Annotated in this window: 25 protein-coding genes and 2 riboswitches; of the genes, 12 read left to right on the top strand and 13 right to left on the bottom strand. The window is 64.0% G+C overall.

Annotation, left to right across the window (positions count from 1 at the left end):
• Positions 1-158 precede the first annotated feature (158 nt).
• Positions 159-252, bottom strand: a riboswitch (SAM riboswitch).
• Positions 253-355: 103 nt separating this feature from the next.
• Positions 356-862, bottom strand: a complete 507-nt coding sequence (locus tag AB0O58_RS20440; protein ID WP_363799149.1) for a hypothetical protein — start codon at positions 860-862, stop codon at positions 356-358.
• Positions 863-1,232: 370 nt separating this feature from the next.
• On the opposite strand from AB0O58_RS20440, the gene AB0O58_RS20435 reads away from it, so the two are divergent.
• Both AB0O58_RS20435 and AB0O58_RS20430 read left to right on the top strand, forming a co-directional pair.
• Positions 1,233-3,074 (top strand): DUF222 domain-containing protein, encoded by a 1,842-nt coding sequence (locus tag AB0O58_RS20435; RefSeq protein WP_366238700.1) that lies wholly within the window; start codon positions 1,233-1,235, stop codon positions 3,072-3,074.
• Between the two features lie 180 nt (positions 3,075-3,254).
• Positions 3,255-3,593 carry a TfoX/Sxy family protein gene (locus AB0O58_RS20430; RefSeq protein WP_366238699.1) on the top strand — a complete coding sequence of 113 codons (339 nt, stop codon included), beginning with the start codon at positions 3,255-3,257 and terminating at the stop codon, positions 3,591-3,593.
• Positions 3,594-3,655: 62 nt separating this feature from the next.
• Here the strand turns inward: AB0O58_RS20430 and AB0O58_RS20425 are convergent, their stop codons facing one another.
• The 4 genes from AB0O58_RS20425 to AB0O58_RS20410 all read right to left on the bottom strand — a co-directional run bounded on the left by AB0O58_RS20425 (position 3,656) and on the right by AB0O58_RS20410 (position 6,984).
• Positions 3,656-4,180, bottom strand: a complete 525-nt coding sequence (locus AB0O58_RS20425) for a GNAT family N-acetyltransferase (RefSeq protein ID WP_366238698.1) — start codon at positions 4,178-4,180, stop codon at positions 3,656-3,658.
• 75 nt (positions 4,181-4,255) lie between these two features.
• A complete protein-coding gene (locus tag AB0O58_RS20420; protein ID WP_366238697.1) occupies positions 4,256-5,230 on the bottom strand; it encodes an ABC transporter substrate-binding protein in 975 nt (324 codons plus the stop codon).
• 42 nt (positions 5,231-5,272) lie between these two features.
• On the bottom strand, positions 5,273-6,076 hold the full coding sequence (locus AB0O58_RS20415) for an amino acid ABC transporter ATP-binding protein (protein WP_366238696.1): 804 nt from the start codon (positions 6,074-6,076) through the stop codon (positions 5,273-5,275).
• On the bottom strand, positions 6,073-6,984 hold the full coding sequence (locus AB0O58_RS20410; RefSeq protein WP_222058452.1) for an amino acid ABC transporter permease: 912 nt from the start codon (positions 6,982-6,984) through the stop codon (positions 6,073-6,075). The genes AB0O58_RS20415 and AB0O58_RS20410 overlap by 4 nt, the downstream gene beginning before the upstream one ends.
• A gap of 162 nt (positions 6,985-7,146) precedes the next feature.
• Positions 7,147-7,241: riboswitch (SAM riboswitch) on the bottom strand.
• A gap of 63 nt (positions 7,242-7,304) precedes the next feature.
• Here AB0O58_RS20410 and AB0O58_RS20405 point away from each other — a divergent pair.
• The 5 genes from AB0O58_RS20405 (at position 7,305) to AB0O58_RS20385 (ending at position 11,257) form a co-directional block, all read left to right on the top strand.
• Complete coding sequence (locus AB0O58_RS20405; protein WP_366238695.1) at positions 7,305-7,799, top strand: hypothetical protein; 495 nt, start codon at positions 7,305-7,307, stop codon at positions 7,797-7,799.
• 142 nt (positions 7,800-7,941) lie between these two features.
• The gene (locus tag AB0O58_RS20400; RefSeq protein ID WP_032364985.1) at positions 7,942-8,241 is read left to right on the top strand and encodes a WhiB family transcriptional regulator; all 300 of its coding nucleotides are present in this window, start codon (positions 7,942-7,944) and stop codon (positions 8,239-8,241) included.
• A 90-nt stretch (positions 8,242-8,331) separates the two neighbouring features.
• Positions 8,332-9,090, top strand: a complete 759-nt coding sequence (locus AB0O58_RS20395) for an HAD-IIA family hydrolase (protein ID WP_068053998.1) — start codon at positions 8,332-8,334, stop codon at positions 9,088-9,090.
• Positions 9,090-10,163, top strand: a complete 1,074-nt coding sequence (locus AB0O58_RS20390; protein WP_366238694.1) for an isochorismate synthase — start codon at positions 9,090-9,092, stop codon at positions 10,161-10,163. The genes AB0O58_RS20395 and AB0O58_RS20390 overlap by 1 nt, the downstream gene beginning before the upstream one ends.
• 152 nt (positions 10,164-10,315) lie before the next feature.
• Positions 10,316-11,257: a TauD/TfdA family dioxygenase gene (locus tag AB0O58_RS20385; protein WP_366238693.1), complete on the top strand. Its 942-nt coding sequence runs from the start codon at positions 10,316-10,318 to the stop codon at positions 11,255-11,257.
• Positions 11,258-11,262: 5 nt separating this feature from the next.
• Here AB0O58_RS20385 and AB0O58_RS20380 read toward each other — a convergent pair whose 3' ends face one another.
• The 4 genes from AB0O58_RS20380 to AB0O58_RS20365 form a co-directional block, all read right to left on the bottom strand.
• A complete protein-coding gene (locus AB0O58_RS20380) occupies positions 11,263-12,486 on the bottom strand; it encodes an O-succinylhomoserine sulfhydrylase (protein WP_032364984.1) in 1,224 nt (407 codons plus the stop codon).
• Complete coding sequence (locus tag AB0O58_RS20375) at positions 12,483-12,896, bottom strand: rhodanese-like domain-containing protein (RefSeq protein ID WP_032371475.1); 414 nt, start codon at positions 12,894-12,896, stop codon at positions 12,483-12,485. The genes AB0O58_RS20380 and AB0O58_RS20375 overlap by 4 nt, the downstream gene beginning before the upstream one ends.
• A 45-nt stretch (positions 12,897-12,941) precedes the next feature.
• On the bottom strand, positions 12,942-13,469 hold the full coding sequence (locus tag AB0O58_RS20370; RefSeq protein WP_032374700.1) for a hypothetical protein: 528 nt from the start codon (positions 13,467-13,469) through the stop codon (positions 12,942-12,944).
• A gap of 80 nt (positions 13,470-13,549) precedes the next feature.
• A complete protein-coding gene (locus AB0O58_RS20365; RefSeq protein WP_063216150.1) occupies positions 13,550-14,413 on the bottom strand; it encodes a TauD/TfdA family dioxygenase in 864 nt (287 codons plus the stop codon).
• Positions 14,414-14,717: 304 nt separating this feature from the next.
• On the opposite strand from AB0O58_RS20365, the gene AB0O58_RS20360 reads away from it, so the two are divergent.
• Positions 14,718-16,103 (top strand): FAD-dependent oxidoreductase, encoded by a 1,386-nt coding sequence (locus AB0O58_RS20360; protein WP_032364954.1) that lies wholly within the window; start codon positions 14,718-14,720, stop codon positions 16,101-16,103.
• Positions 16,104-16,207: 104 nt separating this feature from the next.
• Here the strand turns inward: AB0O58_RS20360 and AB0O58_RS20355 are convergent, their stop codons facing one another.
• Positions 16,208-17,077, bottom strand: a complete 870-nt coding sequence (locus AB0O58_RS20355) for an SMP-30/gluconolactonase/LRE family protein (RefSeq protein ID WP_027494282.1) — start codon at positions 17,075-17,077, stop codon at positions 16,208-16,210.
• A gap of 55 nt (positions 17,078-17,132) precedes the next feature.
• On the opposite strand from AB0O58_RS20355, the gene AB0O58_RS20350 reads away from it, so the two are divergent.
• A complete protein-coding gene (locus AB0O58_RS20350) occupies positions 17,133-17,879 on the top strand; it encodes an amidohydrolase family protein (protein ID WP_032364983.1) in 747 nt (248 codons plus the stop codon).
• On the opposite strand, the gene AB0O58_RS20345 is transcribed toward AB0O58_RS20350, so the two are convergent.
• The gene (locus AB0O58_RS20345; RefSeq protein WP_032371480.1) at positions 17,876-18,358 is read right to left on the bottom strand and encodes a DUF456 domain-containing protein; all 483 of its coding nucleotides are present in this window, start codon (positions 18,356-18,358) and stop codon (positions 17,876-17,878) included. The genes AB0O58_RS20350 and AB0O58_RS20345 overlap by 4 nt on opposite strands.
• Before the next feature lie 42 nt (positions 18,359-18,400).
• On the opposite strand from AB0O58_RS20345, the gene AB0O58_RS20340 reads away from it, so the two are divergent.
• Positions 18,401-19,096 carry a type II CAAX endopeptidase family protein gene (locus AB0O58_RS20340; protein WP_155288749.1) on the top strand — a complete coding sequence of 232 codons (696 nt, stop codon included), beginning with the start codon at positions 18,401-18,403 and terminating at the stop codon, positions 19,094-19,096.
• A gap of 10 nt (positions 19,097-19,106) precedes the next feature.
• Here AB0O58_RS20340 and purT read toward each other — a convergent pair whose 3' ends face one another.
• Positions 19,107-20,303, bottom strand: coding sequence for a formate-dependent phosphoribosylglycinamide formyltransferase (gene purT / locus AB0O58_RS20335; protein ID WP_032373689.1), 1,197 nt, complete (start codon positions 20,301-20,303; stop codon positions 19,107-19,109).
• Between the two features lie 95 nt (positions 20,304-20,398).
• On the opposite strand from purT, the gene AB0O58_RS20330 reads away from it, so the two are divergent.
• Positions 20,399-21,475, top strand: a complete 1,077-nt coding sequence (locus tag AB0O58_RS20330) for a CaiB/BaiF CoA-transferase family protein (RefSeq protein WP_032373688.1) — start codon at positions 20,399-20,401, stop codon at positions 21,473-21,475.
• Positions 21,476-21,559: 84 nt separating this feature from the next.
• On the opposite strand, the gene AB0O58_RS20325 is transcribed toward AB0O58_RS20330, so the two are convergent.
• Positions 21,560-23,041: a PLP-dependent aminotransferase family protein gene (locus AB0O58_RS20325; protein WP_032373687.1), complete on the bottom strand. Its 1,482-nt coding sequence runs from the start codon at positions 23,039-23,041 to the stop codon at positions 21,560-21,562.
• A 90-nt stretch (positions 23,042-23,131) separates the two neighbouring features.
• On the opposite strand from AB0O58_RS20325, the gene AB0O58_RS20320 reads away from it, so the two are divergent.
• Positions 23,132-23,655 (top strand): methylated-DNA--[protein]-cysteine S-methyltransferase (locus tag AB0O58_RS20320; RefSeq protein WP_366238692.1); only part of this gene is annotated, 524 nt, incomplete at its 3' end.

The following is a 23,655-nucleotide window of genomic DNA, read 5'->3' as shown; positions in this document are numbered from 1 at the left end:
AGGAAGGAGTGCGCGCAGATGATGAGGTGAGGTGTGAAGTACGAGTTGTGACGAAATGTCAGCTGCGACAGGTCGAACCGTTGAGGCGGCACAGATCGACATGGAGACGGCGGCAACCGTTGACGAAGCCTGCGGCAACTCGGGTGTTCACGTGCAATCCTCCATCGGTCCCGGCGGTAGCACCCTCACCCGACGAGCGGGGGGTTGCTGCGACGTCATAGAGCCAGGTCTCTCGGTCGCTCTGGATGGTCCTACAGTTTCCGATACTACGAGAGCATCGCCCCGGTTGCCAACCGGGGTAGGAAAACCCGCCGATAACAGACGCGAGAAGCGCGGTCGGACCGACGCCTACCGTTCAGACGGCCAGCGCCAGTCCAGCGCTCCCACTCGCGCAAGATCTCGAATCATCATGCGAGGCAACCTTGTTCAACTCTGGCGCATTTACGAGGTGCACCCAGCAGTCGATCGCTTCGCCGGCATGAGCGAATCGGACGAGGACGTCCATGCAGAGCCAGGTCGCGACCGAGAAGTCATGCTCCGCACCGTCGAGACCGATCAGTGTCAACTCTTCTCCCACAGCAAGCAACGCGCGATCGATATCGGAACCGCCGGGGCCGAGCCACGCCAGCGCTCGTCCGAGTAGCGCCCAGTCTCCGGCGGTCACAGGCTCATCGGCCGATTGTCTGCACAGTTCCGCAGCCGCAGCGAGAGCATCCGCCACCTGCGTCGACACCGAACCGTGGAGCTCAGCGAGAATACCGCGATCGGAGTCGACCAGATCGGCCATGTAGCGCCAGCGGGCAGGAAGCGCCGCGTCCTCTGGCCACAGGTCGGCGGTGCCGAACTGGAGACGGGTGATCATGTCCTTGGGCGAACTGCACGAAAGCGCGGAGCCACACGAGTCGTTCATGTCGATCATCCCCACTGGGTCAACACACAACATTGGACACCGGCTCGACAGTCGCGTTCGGAGATACCGTCGAGCAGTGGCTTTCGTCACCGATGCAAGCAACGCTGCTGTGGTCGTTACGTCCGCCTTGGGAGATATTGAACGCCGCCACCAGCATCTTTGCGACTCGTGGTTGTACAAAACCGACAACGTCACACTTTTGGTCCATATGTAATTGGCCGCATAGTGCCGGGCTCCGACTCCAGCTGGGCCGCAGCGACAGCCAAATGATGCGGGAACAAACGTTCGAATACTTGTCGGTGGGTCGCGGTAGATTCTGTTCATGCTTTCGGGGGACGGCGGATCAGGGGTGGACGGCATCGAAACGGTGCCTCCTGCCCCCGTCGTGTCCGACCCTGTCTTGGCGGGGTTGGTCGAGGCGGTGGAGTCGGCGGTTGCCGAGTTGGCGGGGCAAGGGTCGGTGGCGTGGTCGAACGCCGACCGGCGTGCGGTGATCCAACGCATGGAAGCGCTCACCAGATCGGTGACCGCCTACTCGCACACCTGGCTCAACGAGCTGATCTCACAACACGGCCTCGACGTGTATCCGGGGTCGGTGCCGTGCTCGGTGGCATGGATGCTGCGAATCACCCCACGAACAGCCGGTGCGCGAGTACGTCTGGCCGCAGAGTTGGGTGACCGCACCGCACTGTCCGGCGAACCGCTACCGCCTTTGCTGCCACACACCGCTGCAGCGGTGCGGGCAGGGTTGCTCGACGCCAAGCACGTGCAGATGATTCGTGAGTTCTTCCGGCACCTACCGTCGAGTGTCGATCCGCAGACCCGCGATCGCGCCGAACAGCAGTTGGTGGGTCTCGCCTCGACCAGACGGCCCGACGACTTCGCACCGCTGGTGGCGCACCTGGACTCGATCCTCGACCCCGACGGCGACTTCGACGAGAACGAAGACGAAGACAAGAACGCGAACCCGAGGCCACGGAAACGGGATGCGTTCTTCTACCTCGGTGAGCAGGGTTCCGACGGCATGTCAGAAGGAAAGTTCTGCGTCGACTCCGAACTACGCGCCTACCTCGAAGCCTTGTTCTCGAAAGCCGCGAAACCCGGTGTGAACAATCCTGCCGACCCGACATCGGTCGTCCACGAGGATGAAGCTGACAGCAAGTCCACTGCAGAGCAGCCCGAGCCGACGTCCGAGCCGTCGTCCGGTGATGCCGGGTCGAGCGATGCAGGCCTGTGGGATGGGACGACCCGCAACGGGGACAGTGACTGCAGTGACGACGACTGCGGTGACGAGGACTGCTGCGAAGGCGACTGCGGCGAGTGCGACGGTGACGACTGTGGTTGCGGCACAGGGTTTAACGGCACAGCTGCAGCCAAGGACGCAGCGGCACCCAAGGACACCAACGACGATGCCGGCTCCGGCAGCGCTGCTGAACCCGGCGGCCACGCCGACGCCGACGCATCGGACACCGCTGCTCGCGACGCTGCCGCCGCGCGGGATCTACGCACCCAGAACGAACGCCGCCACGACGCCCTGAAAATGGCGCTCCGGCACACCCTCGCCTCCGGCACCCTCGGCACCCACCGCGGCCTACCCGTCACCGCCATCGTCACCATGACCCTCAAAGACCTCGACGCCGCCTGCGGCTACGCCATGACCGCCACCGGATCCCGCGTCTCGATCCGCGACGCCATCCGCATGGCTTCGCACGCCCACCACTACCTCACCGTCTTCGACGACAACGGCAGAGCCCTGTACTTGGGCCGATCCAAACGCATCGCCTCCGCCGACCAACGCATCGTCCTCATCGCCCGCGACCGCGGCTGCAGCTTCCCCTCCTGCACCCGCCCGGCGACCTGGTGCCAGTCACATCACGTCGACGACTGGGTCGAGGGCGGACCCACCGACATCGACTCCCTCACCTTCGCCTGCGACATGCACCACGCACTCGTCGGCACCGAACCCGGAAAGTGGGCCACCACCAAAACCACAGCCGCACATCGCTACCCGGGCCGCACCCTGTGGCACCCACCAACAGGGATGGACCCCACACGCCGTGGGCTGATCAACCACGCACACCACCCCGAAGAAGTCCTCTACCCACCCGACCACCACAGCGACACAGGCGACACCGGCGACGAAGAACCACGACAACCCGCCTGACGACCCACACCACCACCACGGCACAGCCCTGTCAGCCGCACCACCCGGCCATCGACACAGCCCTGCCTCCGGCAGGACTGCAACGCAGATACCGAATCCCCCATTGCGTCGACCCACAGTTGCGCTCGATACGACCAGGGGGTTCCATCGATACAACCATCACAGGAGGAATACGAGCTCATGGCGTACGACGAGCTTCTTGCGGACCGCATCCGCGACGCTCTCTGGGACCAGGAGAGTCTGCGTGAGCAGATGATGTTCGGCGGTCTGGCGTTCATGGTGCGAGACAGAATGGTGGTGTGTGTCGGCACCGAAAACCGTGCCTTGCTCGTTCGCGTGGACGGGGTACGCGAACCCGAATACCTCCAGCTCGATGGGGCCCACCATGCCGTCATGGGCAAGGGGCGGTCGATGGGTGAAGGCTGGATCACCGTCGATGCAGAAGCGCTGACGAGCGAACAGGCACTGCAGTTCTGGGTCGGTGCAGCTCTGGAACACCACGCCGACACGTCGGGCTGACAAACATTGCTCGGCGATACCGCACCCCACTCGGGCCGTAGTGGGGCATCACTGAACCGGGCTCATTCGAGACTCTTCTCGAAGGGGTGCGATCCGACTGTTCTGGACGGCAAAATTCGGTCGTAGAGCGGGGTGTATCCAGCTGCCAGGTACAGCGCAACGGCCTCGGGCTGATTCCAGCCGGTCGTCAGGTAGACCCTGCGATATCCGCGATCACGTGCGCTGCGTTCCAGCTCGGCCACGACGAGTCTGCCGAATCCCCTGCCGCGGTGCACTTTCGATGTCCAAATACGTTTCAGCTCTGCGGTTTCCGAGTCGTATTTCCGGTACGCACCTCCGGCAACAGGAACGCCATCGGCCAAGGCAATTACCAACACACCACCCGGCGGTGCGAACTCCCGGGCGGGATAGGACTTCAGTTCCTCGTATTGGACACCGGGGCTCCGGCCGTACCGGGACGAATATTCGATCGCCAGTTCTTGCAGCAGGGGCGTCGCCAGCCGATCGTGCTGATCGACCTCGACGAAGTCCACGCGTCCTGGACCCGTGTCACCAGTGCGAATGATGACATCGAACGTCGCGCTCATGTGTTTCCTGTCTCGATTAACTGTCGACCAGATCAGCGACCAGCTTCCCGGCCGACGTCAACTCTGCTCAGTTGTCTAACCTTCCTTGCGGGGTAGCCCGGGCGGGTTGATGACGGACTCGGTCACTGCCTCGGACAGCAGGCCCCAACGATCGATCACCTTCTGATAGCTGCCGTCCTCGATGGCGTGGTTCACTGCGTCCTGCACGGCGTCGATGAGCCCATTGTCCTTCTTGGTCAGTACTGCTATTTCACCCTGCAGCGCATCTCCGGCACCCGAGAACGTGCCGATGATCTTGGTTTCACCACCGGTTACCGCGTGATAAACCGCGGACGGATTGGGTCCCAGGTACCCGTCGATACGGCCTGACCCGAGCGCCAGGTAGTAATCGGAGGTGTTCTGGTAATAAGCGATCTCGGCTGGAGCCAGACCCTCGGCTACGTTCTGCTCGTTCCAGTCGACCAGCAACTGCTCTTGGTTGGTACCGGAGCCGACACCGATCTTCTTGCCTGCGCTGTCCTGACGCTTCTCGACTGTCCAATCGGTGTCCTTCTGCGCCTCGAAAGCGAGGTTGTCCAGTCGATAGGTCGCGAAGTCGTACTTGTCCTTGCGCTCCTCGGTGACGGTGACATTGGAGATGAACACGTCGTTCTCGCCGGAGTCGATCTTTACGAAGTTCTGCGACCAATCTGCGACCTGAAGATCGACGTCGAGACCGAGAATGTCGGCGATCAGGTACGAGAAGTCCACCTCGGACCCCACGATGGTGGTGTCGTCGGTCGCGTAGAAACGCAGCGGTGGCGCGGTACCGCCCGCCCCGGTGACGATCAGGGTGCCGCGATCGCGAATCGCTTGCGGCACTTCGGCTGCGATCTCGTCGACCTTCTGGGCGCGAACGCGGTCGGCCTGCTCGGGTGAAAGATCGAACGATCCGCCGTCCTCGGTGACGACCTGAGATTCGGCAGTGGGCTCGCTGCATGCTGTCGCAGTGAGTGCCAGGACAGCGAATGCGGACGCTACTACCGCGAGCCTACGAGATGATCCGGACATGACTTTCCCCGTTCGTGGGTGCAGGTGAAGTGTGAGTGACAGCTATAGAACGTGAGCGAGGAACGACTTGGTGCGTTCCTCCTGGGGTGAATCGAGAAGCTCTGCAGGAGAGCCTTGTTCGACGATGACGCCGCCATTCATGAAGACGACGGTGTCGGCGATCTCGCGGGCGAACCCGACCTCGTGCGTGACGATCACCAGGGTGGCACCATCGCGTGCCAGGCCGCGGATGACCTCGAGAACCTCTCCCACCAATTCGGGGTCGAGCGCTGACGTCGGCTCGTCGAACAGAATGACTGTGGGACGCAGGGCAAGTGCACGCGCGATGGCGACCCGCTGCTGTTGTCCGCCGGAGAGTCGTCGCGGATAATCGTGGGCTTTCGCGTGCACCCCGACTCGTTCGAGGAGAGCCAGCGCCTCGGGTTCGACGTCGGAACGCGTGCGCTTCTGCGCAGAGATCGGGGCTTCGATGACATTCTCGAGGACCGTCAGGTGAGGAAACAGATTGAAGTTCTGGAACACGAAACCGATCTGGGAACGCTGCCGCAGAATCTCCTTGTTGCTGAGTTCGTGCAGTTTGTTGCCTTTGCGCCGATATCCCACCAGATCACCGCCGATCCGGACCGTGCCCTGATCCACCTTCTCCAGATGGTTCAGAGCGCGCAGCAGGGTCGACTTGCCCGAACCCGAGGGGCCGATAATCGCGGTCACCTCACCGGGACGTACGAGGAGGTCGACGCCTTTGAGCACCTCGAGCCCGCCGTAGGACTTGTGGACGCCGCGCACCTCGACCGCGTATCTCGTTGCGGCAGTGGATGTGGATGTGGAGGCATCGAGAGTGGTCATCGGGTTGCCCCTCTCGGCGCGAAGGTGACGTTGGAGAGCTTGTGGCGAATCTGCTGGATCGGCGTCAGCGGAATGTTGCGTACCGCGCCCTTGGCGTAGTGCCGCTCGACGTAGAACTGCACGATCGACAGCACCGACGTCAGAATGATGTACCAGACGGTCGCGACCATGAGCAGCGGAACCACGCGCCCGTTGCGTCCGTATATGACCTGCACCTGATAGAACAATTCGGCAATGGCCATCACCGACACGATCGACGTGCCTTTGAACAGACTGATCACCTCGTTGGCTGCGTTGGGGAGAATCCCTCGCATCGCCTGCGGCAGAACGATCTTGAAGAACTCCCGCCTCTTCGGAATACCCAGCGCTGCTGCAGCTTCGAGTTGCCCCTGGTCCACCGAGATGATGCCGGCCCGAACGATCTCGGCGGAGTAGGCCGCTTGGTGCAGGGCCAGCCCGATGATGGCCGCCGTCGATCCACTGATGACGTTGTTGACGTCGAATTGAAAGAAGCTGGGACCGAACGGAATTCCCAACGACAGAGTCTGGTACAGGTACGCAATATTGAACCAGAACAGAAGCTGCACGATCAACGGGATGGAACGGAAGGCCCAGATGTAGAACCAGGAAATAACCTGCAGCACAGGATTGTCGGACAGCCGGGCCACCGCCAGGCCGATACCGATGGCGAAACCGATCAGCGTTCCCCAGAAGGTGAGCTGGATGGTCAACCACAGCGCCGACATCACCGATGCTGCAGTGAAGTACTGCGCAAAGGTGCCCCAATCCCAGCCGGGGTTGGTGACGAAGCCGTGCAGGAACTGACCGACCACGATCAGCGTTGCGACCGCGATCACCCAGCGCAACGGGTGCCACGTGCGTGCAACGACGAGCTGTTCGTCGGGAATGTCGTCCGTCGTATCCGCAACGGGTCGAGAGTCGAGTTGAGTCACCGGAACCGCCGGGTCGGATGGGCAGCGATCATCGCTGGGTTGCCTTTCGAAGATTTCGTGCTGTGAGTACGCCGATCGGTCAAGCGTGCGTACAGATGCAGATGTTCATCGGTCGTGCCTCCATCGGTCCTGGCGGTAGCACCCACACGCCGTAAGGGCGGGGTTGCTGCGACGTCATCGAACCAAGGTCTCTCGGTCGCTCTGGATGGTGACAGGAACGTACAGAACAATTTATCGAAATGTCAAGTGCAGGTGCGCATTCGGTTACAATCACGATGATTTCAACCCTTGCCACCGGCGCAACCGCCCCCGGGTTGGATCTGTGGAGGGTCGACGAACTCCACCACCCTCGTGCGAGAATTCGACCCATGCACGTGCGGAAAGCCAGGATCGGTGACGATGGCTTTCGAAGAACGCCGCGCTATCGGCAGCTGAACGCAGCGAGTGTTGTCTTTCTCGGTTCGCTGGTCGTGATCGGCACGTTCCAGGCGGCCGACACGTCCGATTCGATACGTCTGGCCACTCACAGCGCCATCCTCGTGGCGATCGCAGCCGCAATTCTGTACGCGCTCAGGCGAACTGACCGAAATCCGACGTGGCTCCTTCCCCGTACGACACTGATTCTGTTCGGTCTCGGCAGTCTCATGTATGTCGTCGCAGGCGACTATCTCCCTGCTGTGATCGCCGCGATCCAGACTGTGATCCTTCCGCTGTTCATGCTGGACGACCGAGTGAACGCCCTCTATCGGTACACCCCCGTCGTGTCCTGAACCGCGGTCTCGAATCACCCTGATTTCAACCATTGCCTCGCGCCTTCGACACGGCAAGGGTTCCTAGCGACAGCGTCGACGAAAGGAATGGGTCGCCACGATGCCGAACGAATTTGCCCCGTCGAAGAACACCGCAATTGCCATGATCGAACGCAGGATTTCCTCGTCTGCCGCCGAATCCTGGGACTGGCAGCTCGACGCACTGTGCCGGGGTCAGGACTCGGAGATCTTCTTCTCCCCCTCGGGTGAGGGGCGAACCGCGCGTCGCCAACGCGAGGATCGCGCCAAGCAGGTGTGCGCCGGCTGCGGAGTGCTCGACGCCTGCAAGCGGTTCGCGTTGGCAGCCAACGAACCGTTCGGAGTGTGGGGCGGCATGACGGCCCGCGAACGGCTGGTGCATCGGGCCAACTCGCGACGCGACCACGAGCGGCGGGCGAGTTAGGCCGCGTCGAGAAGATGGTCCGCAGCTCGCCGGATGGTCCACAATGGAGGGGTGACCGATATCGAGAAGCCCCTGCCGTGGACGTACCTGATGGACATGGACGGAGTTCTGGTCCACGAGGATCACCTGATCCCCGGTGCCGACACGTTCCTCGCCGAGCTGCAGGCCAACGAGATCCCGTTCATCGTGTTGACGAACAATTCGATCCGCACCCCACGTGACCTGCGCGCACGTCTCGCATTCACCGGCTTGGACATTCCGGAGAAGTCGATCTGGACCTCTGCTCTCGCCACCGCCACCTTCCTCGGTAATCAGCGGCCCGGCGGCAGCGCGTATGTCGTCGGCGAGTCCGGCCTGACCACCGCGCTGCACGACATCGGTTACACCCTCACCGACTCCAGCCCCGACTACGTGGTGCTCGGGGAGACCCGAACGTACTCGTTCGAGGCCATCACCACCGCCATTCGTCTCGTCGAGAAGGGTTCGCGCTTCATCGCCACCAACCCCGACGCGACCGGTCCGTCGCGCGAGGGTTCGCTGCCCGCGACCGGTTCGGTCGCCGCGCTCATCACCAAGGCCACCGGCAAGGAGCCGTACTACGTGGGCAAGCCCAACGCGTTGATGATGCGGTCGGCGCTGCGTGCGATCGGCGGGCATTCCGAGAACACGCTGATGATCGGCGACCGGATGGACACCGACGTGCTCTCCGGTCTCGAAGCCGGGCTGCAGACCATCCTGGTCCTCACCGGAATCTCGACGGTCCAATCCGTCGAGCAATATCCGTATCGACCGACCAAGGTCCTCGATTCGGTCGCAGACCTGGTGGGCCGCACTCAGAACCCGTTCTGATGACACTCGAATTCGTACTGTCCCGGCAGGATCACCACGTCGTCGGACTGGGCGTCCGGCACACTTTTCCCGATGTCGCCGACGCGGTGGCCGCGGTGCGGGAGGGCCGAAACGTCGTCGGCGCAATTCCTTTCGATATGTCCGACGCCACCGCGCTGATCGAACCGGAGGAGTTCTACCGACTCGACGGACCCTGGTCGACGTCGGACGAACTGCCGCCGCTACCGGCGGTCACCGTCGCGCGACAGATTCCCGATCCGGAAGTTCATGTGCAGCGAGTGCGCGATGTCGTCGAGCAGCTGAAATCCGGTGTTGCCGAGAAGATCGTGCTCGCACGGGCCATCGAATTGAGCGCGGATTCACCGATCGATCCCGCCTCGATGTTGAGCGCGCTGGTTTCCCGCGATCCGATGGGCAACGGCTTTTTGGCGGACCTTTCTCCCACTGGCGACTTGGGTGGGCGCATCGTCGGCGCGAGCCCGGAACTGTTGGTTCGCAAGCGCGGCAATATCGTCACCTGCCATCCGTTCGCCGGAACGGCTGCGCGTTCCACCGATCCCGACGAAGAAGCACGCATCTCCGCGGCGTTGGCGGCCAGCGCCAAGGACCAGGCCGAGCACCGATTTGTCATCGACGAGATCCGTGCTGCGTTGGAGCCGTATTGCGAGACGCTCGATGTGCCCGCGTCACCACAACTCAGCAGCACTCCACAGCTGTGGCACCTGTCGACGCCCATCGTCGGCACCTTGGCCGATCCCGCGACCTCGGCGCTCGATCTCGCGCTGGCACTACATCCCACCGCTGCCGTCGCCGGCGTTCCCCGAGCCGCGGCCATGGCTGCGATCGCAGACGTCGAGGGCTCCCGCGGCTTCTACGCCGGAGCCGTCGGGTGGACCGACGGCAGCGGCGACGGCGAGTGGATGGTCACGATCCGCTGCATCGAACTCGCTGCGGACGGACTTTCTGGAACGGCCACAGCGGGCGGCGGCATCGTCGTAGATTCCGACCCCGATGCCGAACTGAACGAGACCACGGCCAAGTTCCGCACGGTACTCAGCGTTTTCGAGCACTGACGTCGCTCCGGTCACCGCTACCGATCGCCCGTCGCGTTGAGATCACTGTGAATCGAACTGTGTACATCGACGATCGACAATGGTCAGCTTGTTGAATTCCACACTGCACCGGCGCAATTCGGGCAGTTCTTCAACCAGCGAAAGGTACCGACATGTCGGTGGACACTCTTGTCGAGAACGACACAGCTCTGCGTGCGATCAAGATCGGCGGCAATCTCGGTGCCCGCATCGAGGGAGTACGACTCGGTGGCGACCTCGATGCGAACACCGTCGAGTTCGTTCGGCTCGCTCTGCTCGAACACAAGGTGATCTTCTTCAGCGGCCAGCACCACCTCGACGACGAAAGCCAGTACGCGTTCGCGGAACTACTCGGATCGCCGACCACTCCGCACCCCACGGTCACTTCTCGCGGCACCAGAACGCTGTCCATCGACTCCGACTACGGCAAGGCCAACAGCTGGCACTCGGATGTGACCTTCGTCGACCGCATCCCGAAGGCCTCGATCCTGCGTGCGGTCAGCCTCCCGGAATACGGCGGGAACACCACGTGGGCGTCACAGACTGCCGCCTACGCGCAGCTTCCGGATTCGTTGAAGGCGTTGGTCGACAACCTCTGGGCGACCCACTCGAACACCTACGACTATGCGGCGACAGCGGCAGAGAAAATTCAGAACTCGAAGATCGCGGAGTACCGGAAGGAATTCCAGTCCACCTACTTCGAGACCGAGCATCCGGTGGTGCGAGTACACCCCGAGACCGGTGAGAAGACTCTGGTTCTGGGCCACTTCGTGAAGAACTTCATCGGGTTGTCGACCAAGGAGTCGCAGACGCTGTTCGATCTCCTACAGAATCGAGTGACCAGGCTGGAGAACACTGTTCGCTGGACATGGAGCCTCGGCGACGTCGCCATCTGGGACAACCGCGCCACCCAGCACTACGCCGTCGCAGATTGGGACGATCAGTACCGCCGCCTCGAACGCATCACCCTGGCGGGCGACGTGCCGGTGCACCCCAACGGAGAGAAGAGCCGAGTGGTCGCCGGCGATGCCGCACACTACTCCCTCATCGACAAGCCGCTACCGGTGACACTCTGACCCAGCTACTTCAGCGCCTGGTCCAGATCCCCGATCAGGTCCTCGGTGTCCTCGAGACCGATGGAGATCCGCACGACGCCATCGGTGATGCCCACTGCGGCACGACCTTCCGGCCCCATCGCGCGGTGCGTGGTGGTGGCCGGGTGGGTGATCAGCGTCTTGGAATCGCCGAGGTTGTTCGAGATGTCCACGATCTTCAGGCCGTCGAGCAACTCGAAAGCACGCTGCTTGCCTGCGCCCTCGGGGGCATCGAGCTCGAACGTGACGACCGTGCCGCCGCCCGACATCTGCGACGTCGCCAGCTCGTACTGCGGATGTGACGGCAGGAACGGGTATTTGACCCACCGCACCGCCGAATGCCCTTCGAGGAACTCGGCGATCTGCAGCGCGGAGTTCACCGAATGCCGCACGCGCACCGGCATCGTCTCCAAGCCCTTGAGCAGTGTCCAGGCGTTGAACGGGCTCAGCGCCGGGCCGGTGTGCCGCATCAGCGTCTGCACCGGACCGTCGATGTACTCTTTCGATCCCAGGATCGCACCGCCGAGTACCCGGCCCTGACCGTCGATGTGCTTGGTGCCGGAATACACCACCACGTCGGCACCGAGTTCCAGGCTGCGCTGCAGCAGAGGCGTCGCGAACACGTTGTCCAACACCACCGTTGCGCCGGCGGCGTGCGCCATCTCGGACACCCGCCTGACGTCGACGAGCGACTGCATCGGATTGGACGGAGTCTCGAAGAACACCGCGGTCGTCGGCACCGACAGCGCCTGCTCCCACTGCTCGAGGTCCTCGCCGTCGACGAAGACGGTCTCGACACCCCAGCGCGGCAGAATCTCGTTGCACACCACGAAGCAGGAACCGAAAAGGCTACGCGCAGCGACCAATCGATCGCCGGCCTTCAACAGTGCGCCGAGCGCGGTGAACACTGCCGACATTCCACTCGACGTGCCGAAGCACGCCTCGGCACCCTCGATCAGCCGCAACCGCTCCTCGAACATCTTGACCGTCGGGTTGCCGTAGCGCGAGTACACGAAATGATCGATGTCACCGGTGAACGCCCGCTCGGCGGCACCGGCACTCTCGTAGACGAAACCCGAAGTGAGATACAGCGCTTCGGCGTTCTCGTCGAAGCCCGATCGCATCAGACCGCCGCGAACTCCCAGCGTTCCCTGACCCACACCGTCGGGTAGCGGCTTCTGAAAACCCCCGCCTCTGGGAATGTTCGTCACGACTGCCTCCAGGGCAACCCGACCGCACGCCACCCCACGGCACCGCGGTGGCCGTCAGCATCGGTGGCACCTTCGAAACCGTCGAGCACGTTGTAGGACGGGCCGATCCCCGCAGCCGTGGCGGCCTCGGCCGCACCGATGGATCGCTGACCGGAGCGGCACAGGAACACCACCGGCCGATCGCCGTCCACGCCTGCGGCTTTCAGCTCGTCGACGAAGCCGGTGTTGCGAGCGCCGTCGGGGTAGCTCACCCACTCGATCAGGTGGGTCGGGCGATCGATGCCGGAGGTGTCGGGTACGCCGACGTACTGCCACTCGGCGTGCGTGCGGACGTCGACGAGAACGGCATCGGGGTTGCTCTGCAACAACTCCCACGCCGCCTGCGGGGTTATGTCACCTGCGTAGGTCACTGGATCAGCCTTCCGTCACTTGCTGTTACGTCACACATACCGAGATCAGACATTGCACACCAACCACGTGTCGTTCACCCGGACGAACTTCCATTCGTCGTCGGATCGCGCTCCGGATTTCTCTTCCTTCAGCGGTACCGTGACGACGCCGCGGTCGCCGTTGACCTCGTACCCCGTGGGCACTCCGTCGATCGACGTCTCGCCGTTGCGTTCCACGTCGCCTGCGCGGTCGGTGCGGTACTGGGCGTCGTCGCCGGGAATCAGGCGCTCGACCTGATCGGCGCACGTGTTCGCGCGCAGCAGATCCGCGTCACCGGTGTTCTGTGCTTCGAGGAAACCGTCGACGGCGTCGGTGAGCAACTGCGCCTGTGTCACGTTGTCCTCCGCGGGGGCGAACTTGGACGCCGCAAAGATGCCGACGAGCAGCACGACGACGATGCCCGCAGCGATGATGAACGGCCACGCGGTGGGCGGACGCTGCTCACCGGAGTCGGCGGCCGCTTTGGAAGCGTTGTTGCGCGCTTCCTCACGACTGTCGACCCACTGCTGCCTACGTTCACTCCACGACGCCATGTAGGCAATCTTCCTCGATCCGACGGGTCTGCGTTCAGCTGGGTCCTGCAGTGTGTGGGTCCTTGTAGTAAGTGGGTCCTTCAGCGAGTGGGCCCGACGGGGATGTCGCCCTTCAACGTGATGCGATGCATCTTGCGGTGCTCGGTGCCGTAATCGCGGTTGGCGTAGTGCGAGGTGCTGCGGTTGTCCCACAGCACCAGATCTCCCAGACGCCAACGGTGGCGGACGATGTGCTCGGGCTTGGTGAGGTGCGCGTACAGCAGATCCAGGATTCCGCGGCTCTCCGCCTCCGAGACGCCCACGATGTGGGAGGTGAAACCCGGATTGACGAACAGCCCCTTGCGGCCGGTTTCCGGATGCACCCGCACGACGGGATGTTCGACGGGAACCAGCGCGGTCACTTCCTTGCCGTCCCACACGTTGCCCTTGCCGCCGCGCTTCTGCGCGAGGTAGTAGCCGAACTCACGGTTGCCGTCGTGAATTGCGGTGAGCCCGTCGATCATTCGGCGAACCGGAGCGGACAGGGACTCGTAGGCCAGTTGACTGTCGGCCCAGTTGGTGTCGCCGCCGTGCGGAGGTAGTACGACGGGCCGCAGGATCGACCCCATCGGTGGGCGCTCCATGAATGTCACGTCGGTGTGCCACACGTCGGCGAAACCGTTGTCCTGGCTGTCGAGGGCATAGACCTCGGGGGCGACGTGACCACTGTCGTGCACGGGGTGCCCGGCGGTGAGGTCACCGAGTCGGCGGCCGAACTCGATGTGGCCTGCGTCGTCGATCGACTGACCTCGGAGCACGAGAACCTTGTGCTCGACGAGAGCTCGGCGGACGGCGTGGATCTGCGCATCGGAGGCCGACGCGACATCGAGACCGATGACTTCGGCACCGAACGACGGGCCGAGCTTGTCGAGAGTGAGCGAAACTGTCTGTTCCAGAGTGGTCATGTGTCCTCGAATCCGAGAGACAGCGGTGCGCCTACTGGTCGCGGCACGGCCGTCGAGGGAGGGATCCCGTCCCGACGACGTCGGGGAACAGGGATTGGGCGTCGGGTCAGGTCACCGACAACACATGTTGGTGCAGGTGCGACAGAAGTCGACGGTGAACCGTCGGACCAGGTATGTCGTCTGCACGGGTCAATTCCTACCGGAACCCGGGGAATACGGCAAGTTGCCCACTGCCCCAGCTCAGGTTGTCCTTAATTTATGCTGGGGTGTCCGCACTTCCCTCGAAGAAGGTAGCTCGCTGCACATGACTGATCAGACTCGTCCACTCCGCGTCGCCATCGTCGGTGCCGGACCGGCAGGCATCTACGCCGCCGACGCGCTCATGAAGTCCGACCACAATGTCAGCGGACCGGGCGTGAGCATCGACCTCTTCGAGCGGATGCCGGCCCCGTTCGGGCTCATTCGCTACGGCGTTGCCCCTGACCACCCACGCATCAAGGGCATCATCACCGCCCTGCACAAGGTGCTCGACAAGCCTCAGGTTCGCCTGCTCGGCAACATCGACTACGGCACCGACATCAACCTCGACGACCTGCGTCGCTTCTACGACGCCGTCATCTTCTCCACCGGAGCCAACGCGGACCGCGCACTGAACATCCCCGGCATCGACCTCGACGGCAGCTACGGTGCCGCCGACTTCGTCTCCTGGTACGACGGCCACCCCGACGTCCCCCGCACCTGGCCCCTCGAGGCCGAGAAGGTCGCCGTCCTCGGCGTCGGCAACGTCGCCCTCGACGTCGCACGCGTTCTCGCCAAGACCGGCGACGAACTGCTCCCCACCGAAATCCCCGCCAACGTCTACGAAGGCCTCAAGGCCAACAAGGCACTCGAAGTGCACGTCTTCGGACGTCGCGGCCCGGCTCAGGCCAAGTTCACCCCGCTCGAACTGCGCGAGCTCGACCACTCGCCCAACATCGAGGTCATCGTCGCCCCCGAGGACATCGACTACGACGAAGGCTCCGAGCAGGCTCGCCGCAGCTCCAAGCAGATCGACATGGTCGCCAACACCCTGCAGGACTGGGCCATCCGCGACGTCGGCGCTCGCCCGCACAAGCTGTTCCTGCACTTCTTCGAGTCCCCGCACGAGGTACTCGGCGAGGACGGCAAGGTCGTCGGTCTACGTACCGAACGCACCGAACTCGACGGCACCGGCAACGTCCGCGGCACCGGAAAGTACAACGACTGGGACGTCCAGGCCGTCTACCGCGCCGTGGGCTACCTCAGCCAGAACATCAGCCAGCTCCCGTTCGACGAGCAGGCAGGCACCATCCCCAACGAGGCCGGACGCGTCGTCGAATCGCCGCACTCCACCACGCCCGTTCCCGCCACGTACGTCACCGGCTGGATCAAGCGCGGACCCGTCGGCCTCATCGGTCACACCAAGGGCGACGCCAACGAAACAGTCGCGAACCTGCTCGAGGATGCGCCGAGCTTCGCCGGTGCGGCCGAGCCGGACCTCGATGCCGTCACCTCGTTCCTCGAAGGCAAGCAGGTTCCGTTCACCACCTGGGACGGCTGGTACCGCCTCGACGCCCACGAACGCTCCCTCGGCGAAGAAGAAGGCCGCGAGCGCGTCAAGGTCGTCGAGCGCGAAGACATGCTGAAAGCCTCCGAGCCCGACAAGGCCTAGAGCGGCTGGCGCCGCATGTGAGTGTGGAGCCTGCGGGTCGTTCCGCAGGCTCCACTCCTGCCTCGTAGCCCGCTACGAATTTTCACTCACATGCGCGGAGCGCTCTACACCCGAACCGCCAGCAGCTTTCCCTCGGTTTCGATCTTGCGTTGATGCTCGTTGAAATCGGGTGCAGCGCAAACGAACAGCGTGCGGCCGTCGGATCCGCCGAGTCCACACGCGAACACGCCGAGGTCGAAGTCGAGCTGCTCGAGAACCTCTCCGCCCGGCGCGACGTGCAACACGCGCTGACCGAGTGCGTCGGCGATCCACATCGTGCCGTCGGTGTCGATGCAGCAGCCGTCGGCAGCCACCTTCACCTCACTCATGGCCGTTGCCATGTCCGTCGACGACGGCAGTTCACCGAACGTCGCCCAATCACGCCGCTCCCCCAGTGATCCGTCCTCGGCGATGTCGAAGGCACTGACCCGGTTCCCGACCGTCTCGTCGACGAGCAGTTCACCGGAATCGGTGAACGCCATTCCGTTGGGGAAGTACAGGTCCGAGGCCACGACGTGCGCGGACCCGTCCGGGTCGACGCGAATCAGATCTGCCGTCTCGACGGGCGCGAAGTTCATCAGGTCGAATCCGAAATTGCCGATGTACGCGCGTCCCTGCGCGTCGACGAGCATGTCGTTGAGGTTCGCCTTCACGTACGTCGACAGATCGGCATGGACGGTCAGCGAACCATCGTGCTCGCGTAGTAGCAGTTTGTAATCGCGCATCGAGACGATCAGCAACCGCCCGTCGGGTAACCAGCCCAGGCCCGACGGCTGATTGGGCACCTCGGCCTCGACTCGCACATCGGAACCGTCCTCGAGGGCGGATACGACGCGATGGCTGTAGAAGTCCGATACCCAGATCCTCCCGTCGTGCCAGCGGGGACATTCGAAATACGTGTATCCGTCGAGAACGACGGTGGTCTCCGGTTTCATGTTTCGCATTCAAACACCGAGCCAGGTCGCCGCGACGGCGAATCGGCGAGCTGGCATGCTGGGACCCGTGTTCGACGCCCACCTACACATCATCGACCCCAGATTTCCGCTGATCGAGAACCAGGGATACACGCCGGATCCGTACACCGTCTCGAACTATCTCTACGACGTCGACGGGCTCGGGATCACCGGCGGTGCCGTGGTCACCGCATCGTTCCAGGGCACCGATCAGAGCTATCTGCTGGCCGCACTGGAGACGCTCGGACGCGGCTGGGTGGGGGTGGCTCAGCTCGATCCGGAGTGCACGGACGAGGAGATCGTCGCCCTCGACGAGGCAGGCGTGCGGGCGATGCGATTCAACCTCAAACGCGGTGAAACCGACGTCGAGATGCTCACCACGCAGGCCCGACGCGTGCACGAACTGGTGGGCTGGCACGCCGAGCTGTACGTCGACGCGTCGTTGCTGCTCTCGCTCGAGCCGATCCTCGCGAAACTACCGGCGGTGAGCATCGACCATCTGGGACTGTCGACGCAGGGACTTCCCTATCTGTTGAACCTCGTCGACCGCGGAGTACGCGTCAAGGCAACGGGATTCGGGCGCGTGGACCTCGACATCGTCGATACCCTGCAGCAGATCCACCGCGTGAACCCGGAGGCACTGCTGTTCGGCACCGACCTGCCCGGTACACGAGCCCCACGGCCGTTCTCCGAGACCGACATCGACATCATCTCCGGGGCCGTCGGCGGCGACCTCCCCGCTGTGCTCGACGGTAATGCCCGGGCCTGGTATCGGGTCCCCTAGATCAGTACTGCTCCCCCGAGCCACACGGCCGAGGCGAGCAACGCACCGAACAGCTCCACCAGGATGGACAGCCCGGCCGCCTTGGTCGCATGCACGGTCGATCGCCAGGCCTCGGAATGGTTGCGGTGCCTGGGTAGTTCGGCCACGTAGACGCCGGCGATGAAGCCGATGAAGAGCCCGACGACCGGGATGACGAAGAAGCCGACGATGCCGAGCAGGCCGCCGACGATCAGCGACCGCATCGGCACTCCGGCCTCCCGCATCCGGCGGCCCGGCCAGGTGTACTTCACGACGCCGCTCAGAACCAGCAGCACGGTCGCGATGCCGAACACCGTCCACGCGGCGGTGCCGCCGGTAACCCACGCCCACACCGCAACAGCCGCGAAGATCAAGATGGTGCCCGGCAGGACGGGCACGACGATGCCGACGAGTCCGACCAGAATCACCAGGCCGACCAGTATTTCTCCGAGAGCGCTCATGGTGGTCAAGTGTGCACGCCGATCGCCGGTAAGTTGACGCCTGTGCCCCGAACCGCGACTTTCGAACGTCCTGTTTCCGGCGGCGACGCCCTGCTGTCCATCGGCTGCCTGCTCATCGGTGCCATCGCTGTGGTGGCCGCGGTCGTGCTTCTCGTCGGTGTGTTCGACCTGAATTGGGTACTCGGGTACGCCATTCCGCTGGCGACGGCGGTGTTCGCAGTTACCTTGTGGCAGTCGCTGAGTCGCCGCGGCTGGACGTGGAAGGATCTGCAGCTCACGTCGGGTCCACGATCGCTGTGGCACCTGCTGTGGGAAGTACCCGTCGCGTGGATCGCCGCCATGGGCGTCGGCATTGCACTCGCCGGCGCTGTCGACATAGCTCCCGCCTCGGATGCCGGCGGAAGCGCGTCGACTCTCGATGCACTCGACGTGGGTGTGGTCGCCGGAACCCTCACCATCGTCTGCACTGTGCTGATCGCACCGGTACTCGAGGAAGTCCTCTTCCGTCGGGTGATCTTCGGGTGGTTCGACACCCGAACACGATGGCAGATCGCGGTTCTCGGATCCGCGGTGTGCTTCGGGGCCGTCCACGTGCTGCCCGCCATCGCGCTGATCATGGTCTGCATCGGCTCTGCTGCGGCCCTGCTGGTTCGACTGCACCGATCGTTGATTCCGGGCATCGCACTGCACACGATGAACAACGCCGTTGCTACCGCAGCGGTGGTGGCCGCAATCTAGACGGCGCGATCTAGACGGTCGGTCGAACCTTGCCTGCTGCCTCGCGGGCCCGAGCCCGCGCAGTCTCGATGTCCGACGCCGTCGACACCGCAACACCCATTCGCCGCCGGACGAAGCTGGCGGGCTTGCCGAACAGTCGAAGGTCGGTTTCGGGAACCGCGAGGGCATCGGCGACGCCTTCGAACGAGATTCCGTCCGCATCGACACCGCCGTAGATGACCGCCGACGCTCCCGGGGAGAGCAGCGTCGTGTCGATCGGTAGCCCGAGAACGGCGCGGGCATGCAGCTCGAACTCCGAGAACCGTTGCGTACGAAGCGTTACCAGGCCGGTGTCGTGTGGCCGGGGGCTGACCTCGGAGAAGTACACGTTGTCGCCCTGCACGAACAGCTCCACGCCGAACAGTCCCCGACCACCGAGCGCCGTCGTGATTCTCTCGGCCACTTCGCGCGCCGACGCGAGTGCCGCGTCGGACATCGGTTGCGGCTGCCAGGATTCGATGTAGTCGCCCGACTCCTGCAGATGGCCAATCGGCTCGCAGAACGAAGTCCCGTTTATCGCGCGCACGGTGAGAAGTGTTATCTCGTAATCGAAATCGACGAATCCCTCGACGATGACGCGGCCCAGGTCGACTCGACCGCCCTTCAACGCGTAGTCCCACGCCGTTTCGACGTCGGCTTCGCTCCGTACCACCGACTGCCCCTTGCCGGACGAGGACATCACCGGCTTGATGACAGCAGGGAAGCCGATGTGGGACAACGCTTGTCGCACCTCGTCCAACGAATCGGCGAACGCGTACGGCGAGGTCGGCAGGCCGAGCTCCTCGGCCGCGAGCCGCCTGATTCCTTCGCGATTCATCGTCAATTGTGTTGCACGCGCGGTCGGAATGACCACGGAGCGTCTTTTGGCCTCCACCTTGGCGAGCGCATCGGTGGCAATGGCTTCGATCTCCGGGACGACGAAGTCCGGCTGCTGAGCGTCGATCAGCGCCAGCAGCTCTTCGGGATTGCTCATGTCGATCGTGTACGCGTGATGCGCTACCTGATGGCCCGGGGCGTTGTCGTAACGGTCGACGGCAATCACCTCGACACCGAGGCGCTGGAACGCAATGATGACCTCTTTGCCCAGCTCACCTGCTCCGAGGAGCATGACCCGGGTGGCACCGGGCGTGAGTGGAGTACCGATGCGGACGGGTTCTGGGGCAGTCACAGCCCTATTATCCACACCCACATCACTTGGACGCCCTAGTACAAGTTAGTCTCCATTCACAATCGCAGCTGACGAGTCGGAACGAGGCAACAAACGTGGCTAACACTGGTGGACCGCTCGCAGGGCTCCGCGTCGTCGAACTCGCCGGGATCGGGCCCGGTCCGCACGCAGCGCTATTGCTCGCCGACCTCGGCGCAGACGTCGTCCGCGTCCAGCGCGCCGGACAGGTCTCTCCACACGATCACCAGCTGCGCAGCCGCACCATCGTCGAAGCGAACCTCAAGGATCCCGCCGACATCGAGAAGGTCCTCGGCCTGATCGAACGCGCCGACGTCCTCATCGAAGGCTTTCGCCCCGGCGTCACCGAACGGCTCGGCCTCGGGCCCGACGACGCCCTCGCCCGAAACCCGCGACTGGTCTACGGCCGCATGACGGGCTGGGGGCAGGAAGGCCCCTGGGCACAGACCGCCGGCCACGACATCAACTACATCTCCGTCACAGGCGTCCTCAACGCTATCGGCCGCGACGGCGAACGACCGGTGCCACCGATGAACATGGTCGGCGATTTCGGCGGCGGATCGATGTTCCTCGTCTTCGGCATCATGGCGGCACTGTACGAACGACAGAATTCGGGACAGGGCCAGGTCGTCGACGCGGCCATGGTCGACGGCACCGCAGCACTGTCGCACATGATCTGGGCCTGGCGAGGCGTCGGAGCATGGAGCGACGACCGCGGCGTCAACCTGCTCGACACCGGCGCGCCGTTCTACGACACCTACGAGACATCGGACGGCAAGTACATGGCGGTCGGGTCCCTCGAACCGCAGTTCTACGCCCAGCTCGTGACCGGTCTCGGCCTCGCCGATGCAGACCTACCGTCACAGATGGACAAGCCGCGCTGGCCGGAACTGCGCGAGACGTTCACCGCGACATTCCTGACCAAGACCCGCGACGAATGGGCCGCGATCTTCGACGGCACCGACGCCTGCGTCTCCCCCGTCCTCACCTTCGCCGAGGCTCCGAACCACCCACACATGAAGGACCGAGACTCGCTCATCGACATCGGCGGCGTGACGCAGCACCGTCCGGCACCGCGGTTCTCGCGCACCGAAAACGGCGTCCCGACGCCACCGCCCGCCACCGCCACCGACATCGCATCCGTCTGGGCGTAATTCTTTGCGCCGAACTCGAAGTTATGGACGCTTTACGGCTGATTCTCGTCCATAACTTCGAGCTCGCGGTCAGAACACCGCCGCTCAGAACACCAGGGCCGGCTGTTCGGATTCGACGCTCGGTGCCAAGGCTCGATACGCCGCGGCAGTGGCCGCAACCGCAGCCCGAAGCTCCTGCGGCTCACGGGTGTACGGCAGCCGAAGGTAACGCTCGAACGCACCCTCGACCCCGAACCGCGGACCTGCGGCCAATACTGCCCCGAACGCGGGCGCAGTAGCGGCGAGCGCACTCGACACCGGAGCGGGGAGCTGAAGCCACAGCGACATCCCGCCCTCCGAGCGCCGGTACTTCCACTCCGGAACATGTTCGGCCAGGGCATCTTCGAGCACATCTCGACGCTCCCGCAGTTGGGATCGACGGACCTCCAGCGCGGGTTCGGCGTCCTGCAGCAGGAACGACGACGCCAATTGATCGACGATCGAGGTACCGAGGTCATGTGCTGCTCGCGAGCCGGCGAGCTGCGAGACGAGCGAAGGATGCGCTCTGATCCACCCGATGCGCAGACCGCCCCAGAACGACTTGGACGCCGAACCGATCGTGACGATATCCGAACCGGACACCCGTCCGAACGATGCGACCGGTGGCGGCGGTGGCGCATCGAGCCACAGGTCCACCATGGTTTCGTCGACGATGAGCGTCATTCGGGTGTCTCGGGTGATGCGCGCGAGCTCGGCGCGCCCCTCCGCGTCGAGCACCTGCCCGGTGGGGTTGTGGAAGTCCGGAATCAAGTACGCCACCTTGGCGGCGGTTTGCCTTGCGGCACTGCGGATTCCGTCGAGATCCCAATCCCCTTCGACGGGACGGACCGGCACCGGCACCGGCCGGGCACCGACGCGCCTGATGGCCTCGAGTGCATTGGGATACGTCGGGTGATCGATCAGGACGCGGTCACCGGGCGAGGTCAGCGTACCCAGTAGCAACCGAACCGCCTGCTGCGCACCCGAAGTGACCATGATCTGGTCGGCAGTGGTGGGCAATCCACGTTCGACGAAACGCTGCGCGATGGCCTCCCGCAGCACTGCGAGTCCGATGGGCTCCATACCGTGAGTGGGCAGATACGTCGGAAGTGCCTGCAGCGCAGACTCGTACGCTGCCGTCATGGTTCCGTCGGCCGCCGACATGGCCGCATGGCTCATATCCACCACCGGACCCGACGGCGACGTCGACTGAATCAACATGCCGTTGGGGGTCGGCGCGGCAGGCAACGCCACAGTGCTGCGCGATCCCTGCTTGCTGATGAGATAACCCTCGTCACGCAGCACCGAATACGACGAGGTGATCGTGGTACGACTCAGATCGAGAGCAGCGGACAGATCGCGTTCACTCGGCAACCCGACACCCAACGGGATGCGGCCGTCGTGAATGAGCAGTCGAACCCCGTCTGCGAGAGCCCTGTACGTGGGACGGGAGGCCTTGCGCCTGCCGGATCCATCGGCCGACGCGTCGCCGCGCCAGCTTCCGAGATCTCGTGCCAGTGACGTTGCATTGAGCACTCTGGAGGCCATACAGCCCATATTCACCCACTGGCATCGAACTTTCAAGTCCATTGGGCGTTCGACTGGACTGCCTGTCGGCGTCCGGTGGATACTCGACCCATGCCGAGCAGCACCCTCTTCGACACGGCCATCGGGCGATGCGGTCTTGCCTGGAGCGCGGACGGCGTGATGGCCGTGGCACTACCCGAGCCGTCGGACGAGGCGATGCTCGATTACCTGGCCGGCTTCGCCGCTGACCTAGGTCCGGTCGACGCTCTCGCCGAGGACGCGATCGATCGAATCGTGGCGCTCCTCGCCGGGCGCGCCGTGGACATGAGCCCGATCCCGTTGGTGCTCGAGGTTTCGGCGTTCGACGCCTCGGTCTACACCGTGTGCAGCGCGATTCCCCGGGGCGCAACGCTGACGTACGGAGACATCGCGCGTCGACTCGGGGTGCCGGGCGCGGCCCAGGCGGTGGGCGGGGCACTGGGCCGAAACCCGGTACCGATAATCGTTCCGTGTCATCGCGTGCTGGGCGCGGGCCGAGAGGTAGACGGTATGGAGGTCTTGGCTGGGGCCCCTCCGCATGTAAGCGTGGGTTGCCGACAGGAGTGGGTCCTGGCCGGTAGAGCCACAGATGTGGG

The sequence above is a fragment of the Rhodococcus sp. NPDC080181 genome (assembly GCF_040702225.1).
In the GTDB taxonomy this organism is placed as follows: Bacteria; Actinomycetota; Actinomycetes; order Mycobacteriales; family Mycobacteriaceae; genus Rhodococcoides; species Rhodococcoides fascians.
Note: the sequence above shows the minus strand (reverse complement) of the source record. Positions and strands in the feature narration are given on the sequence as shown.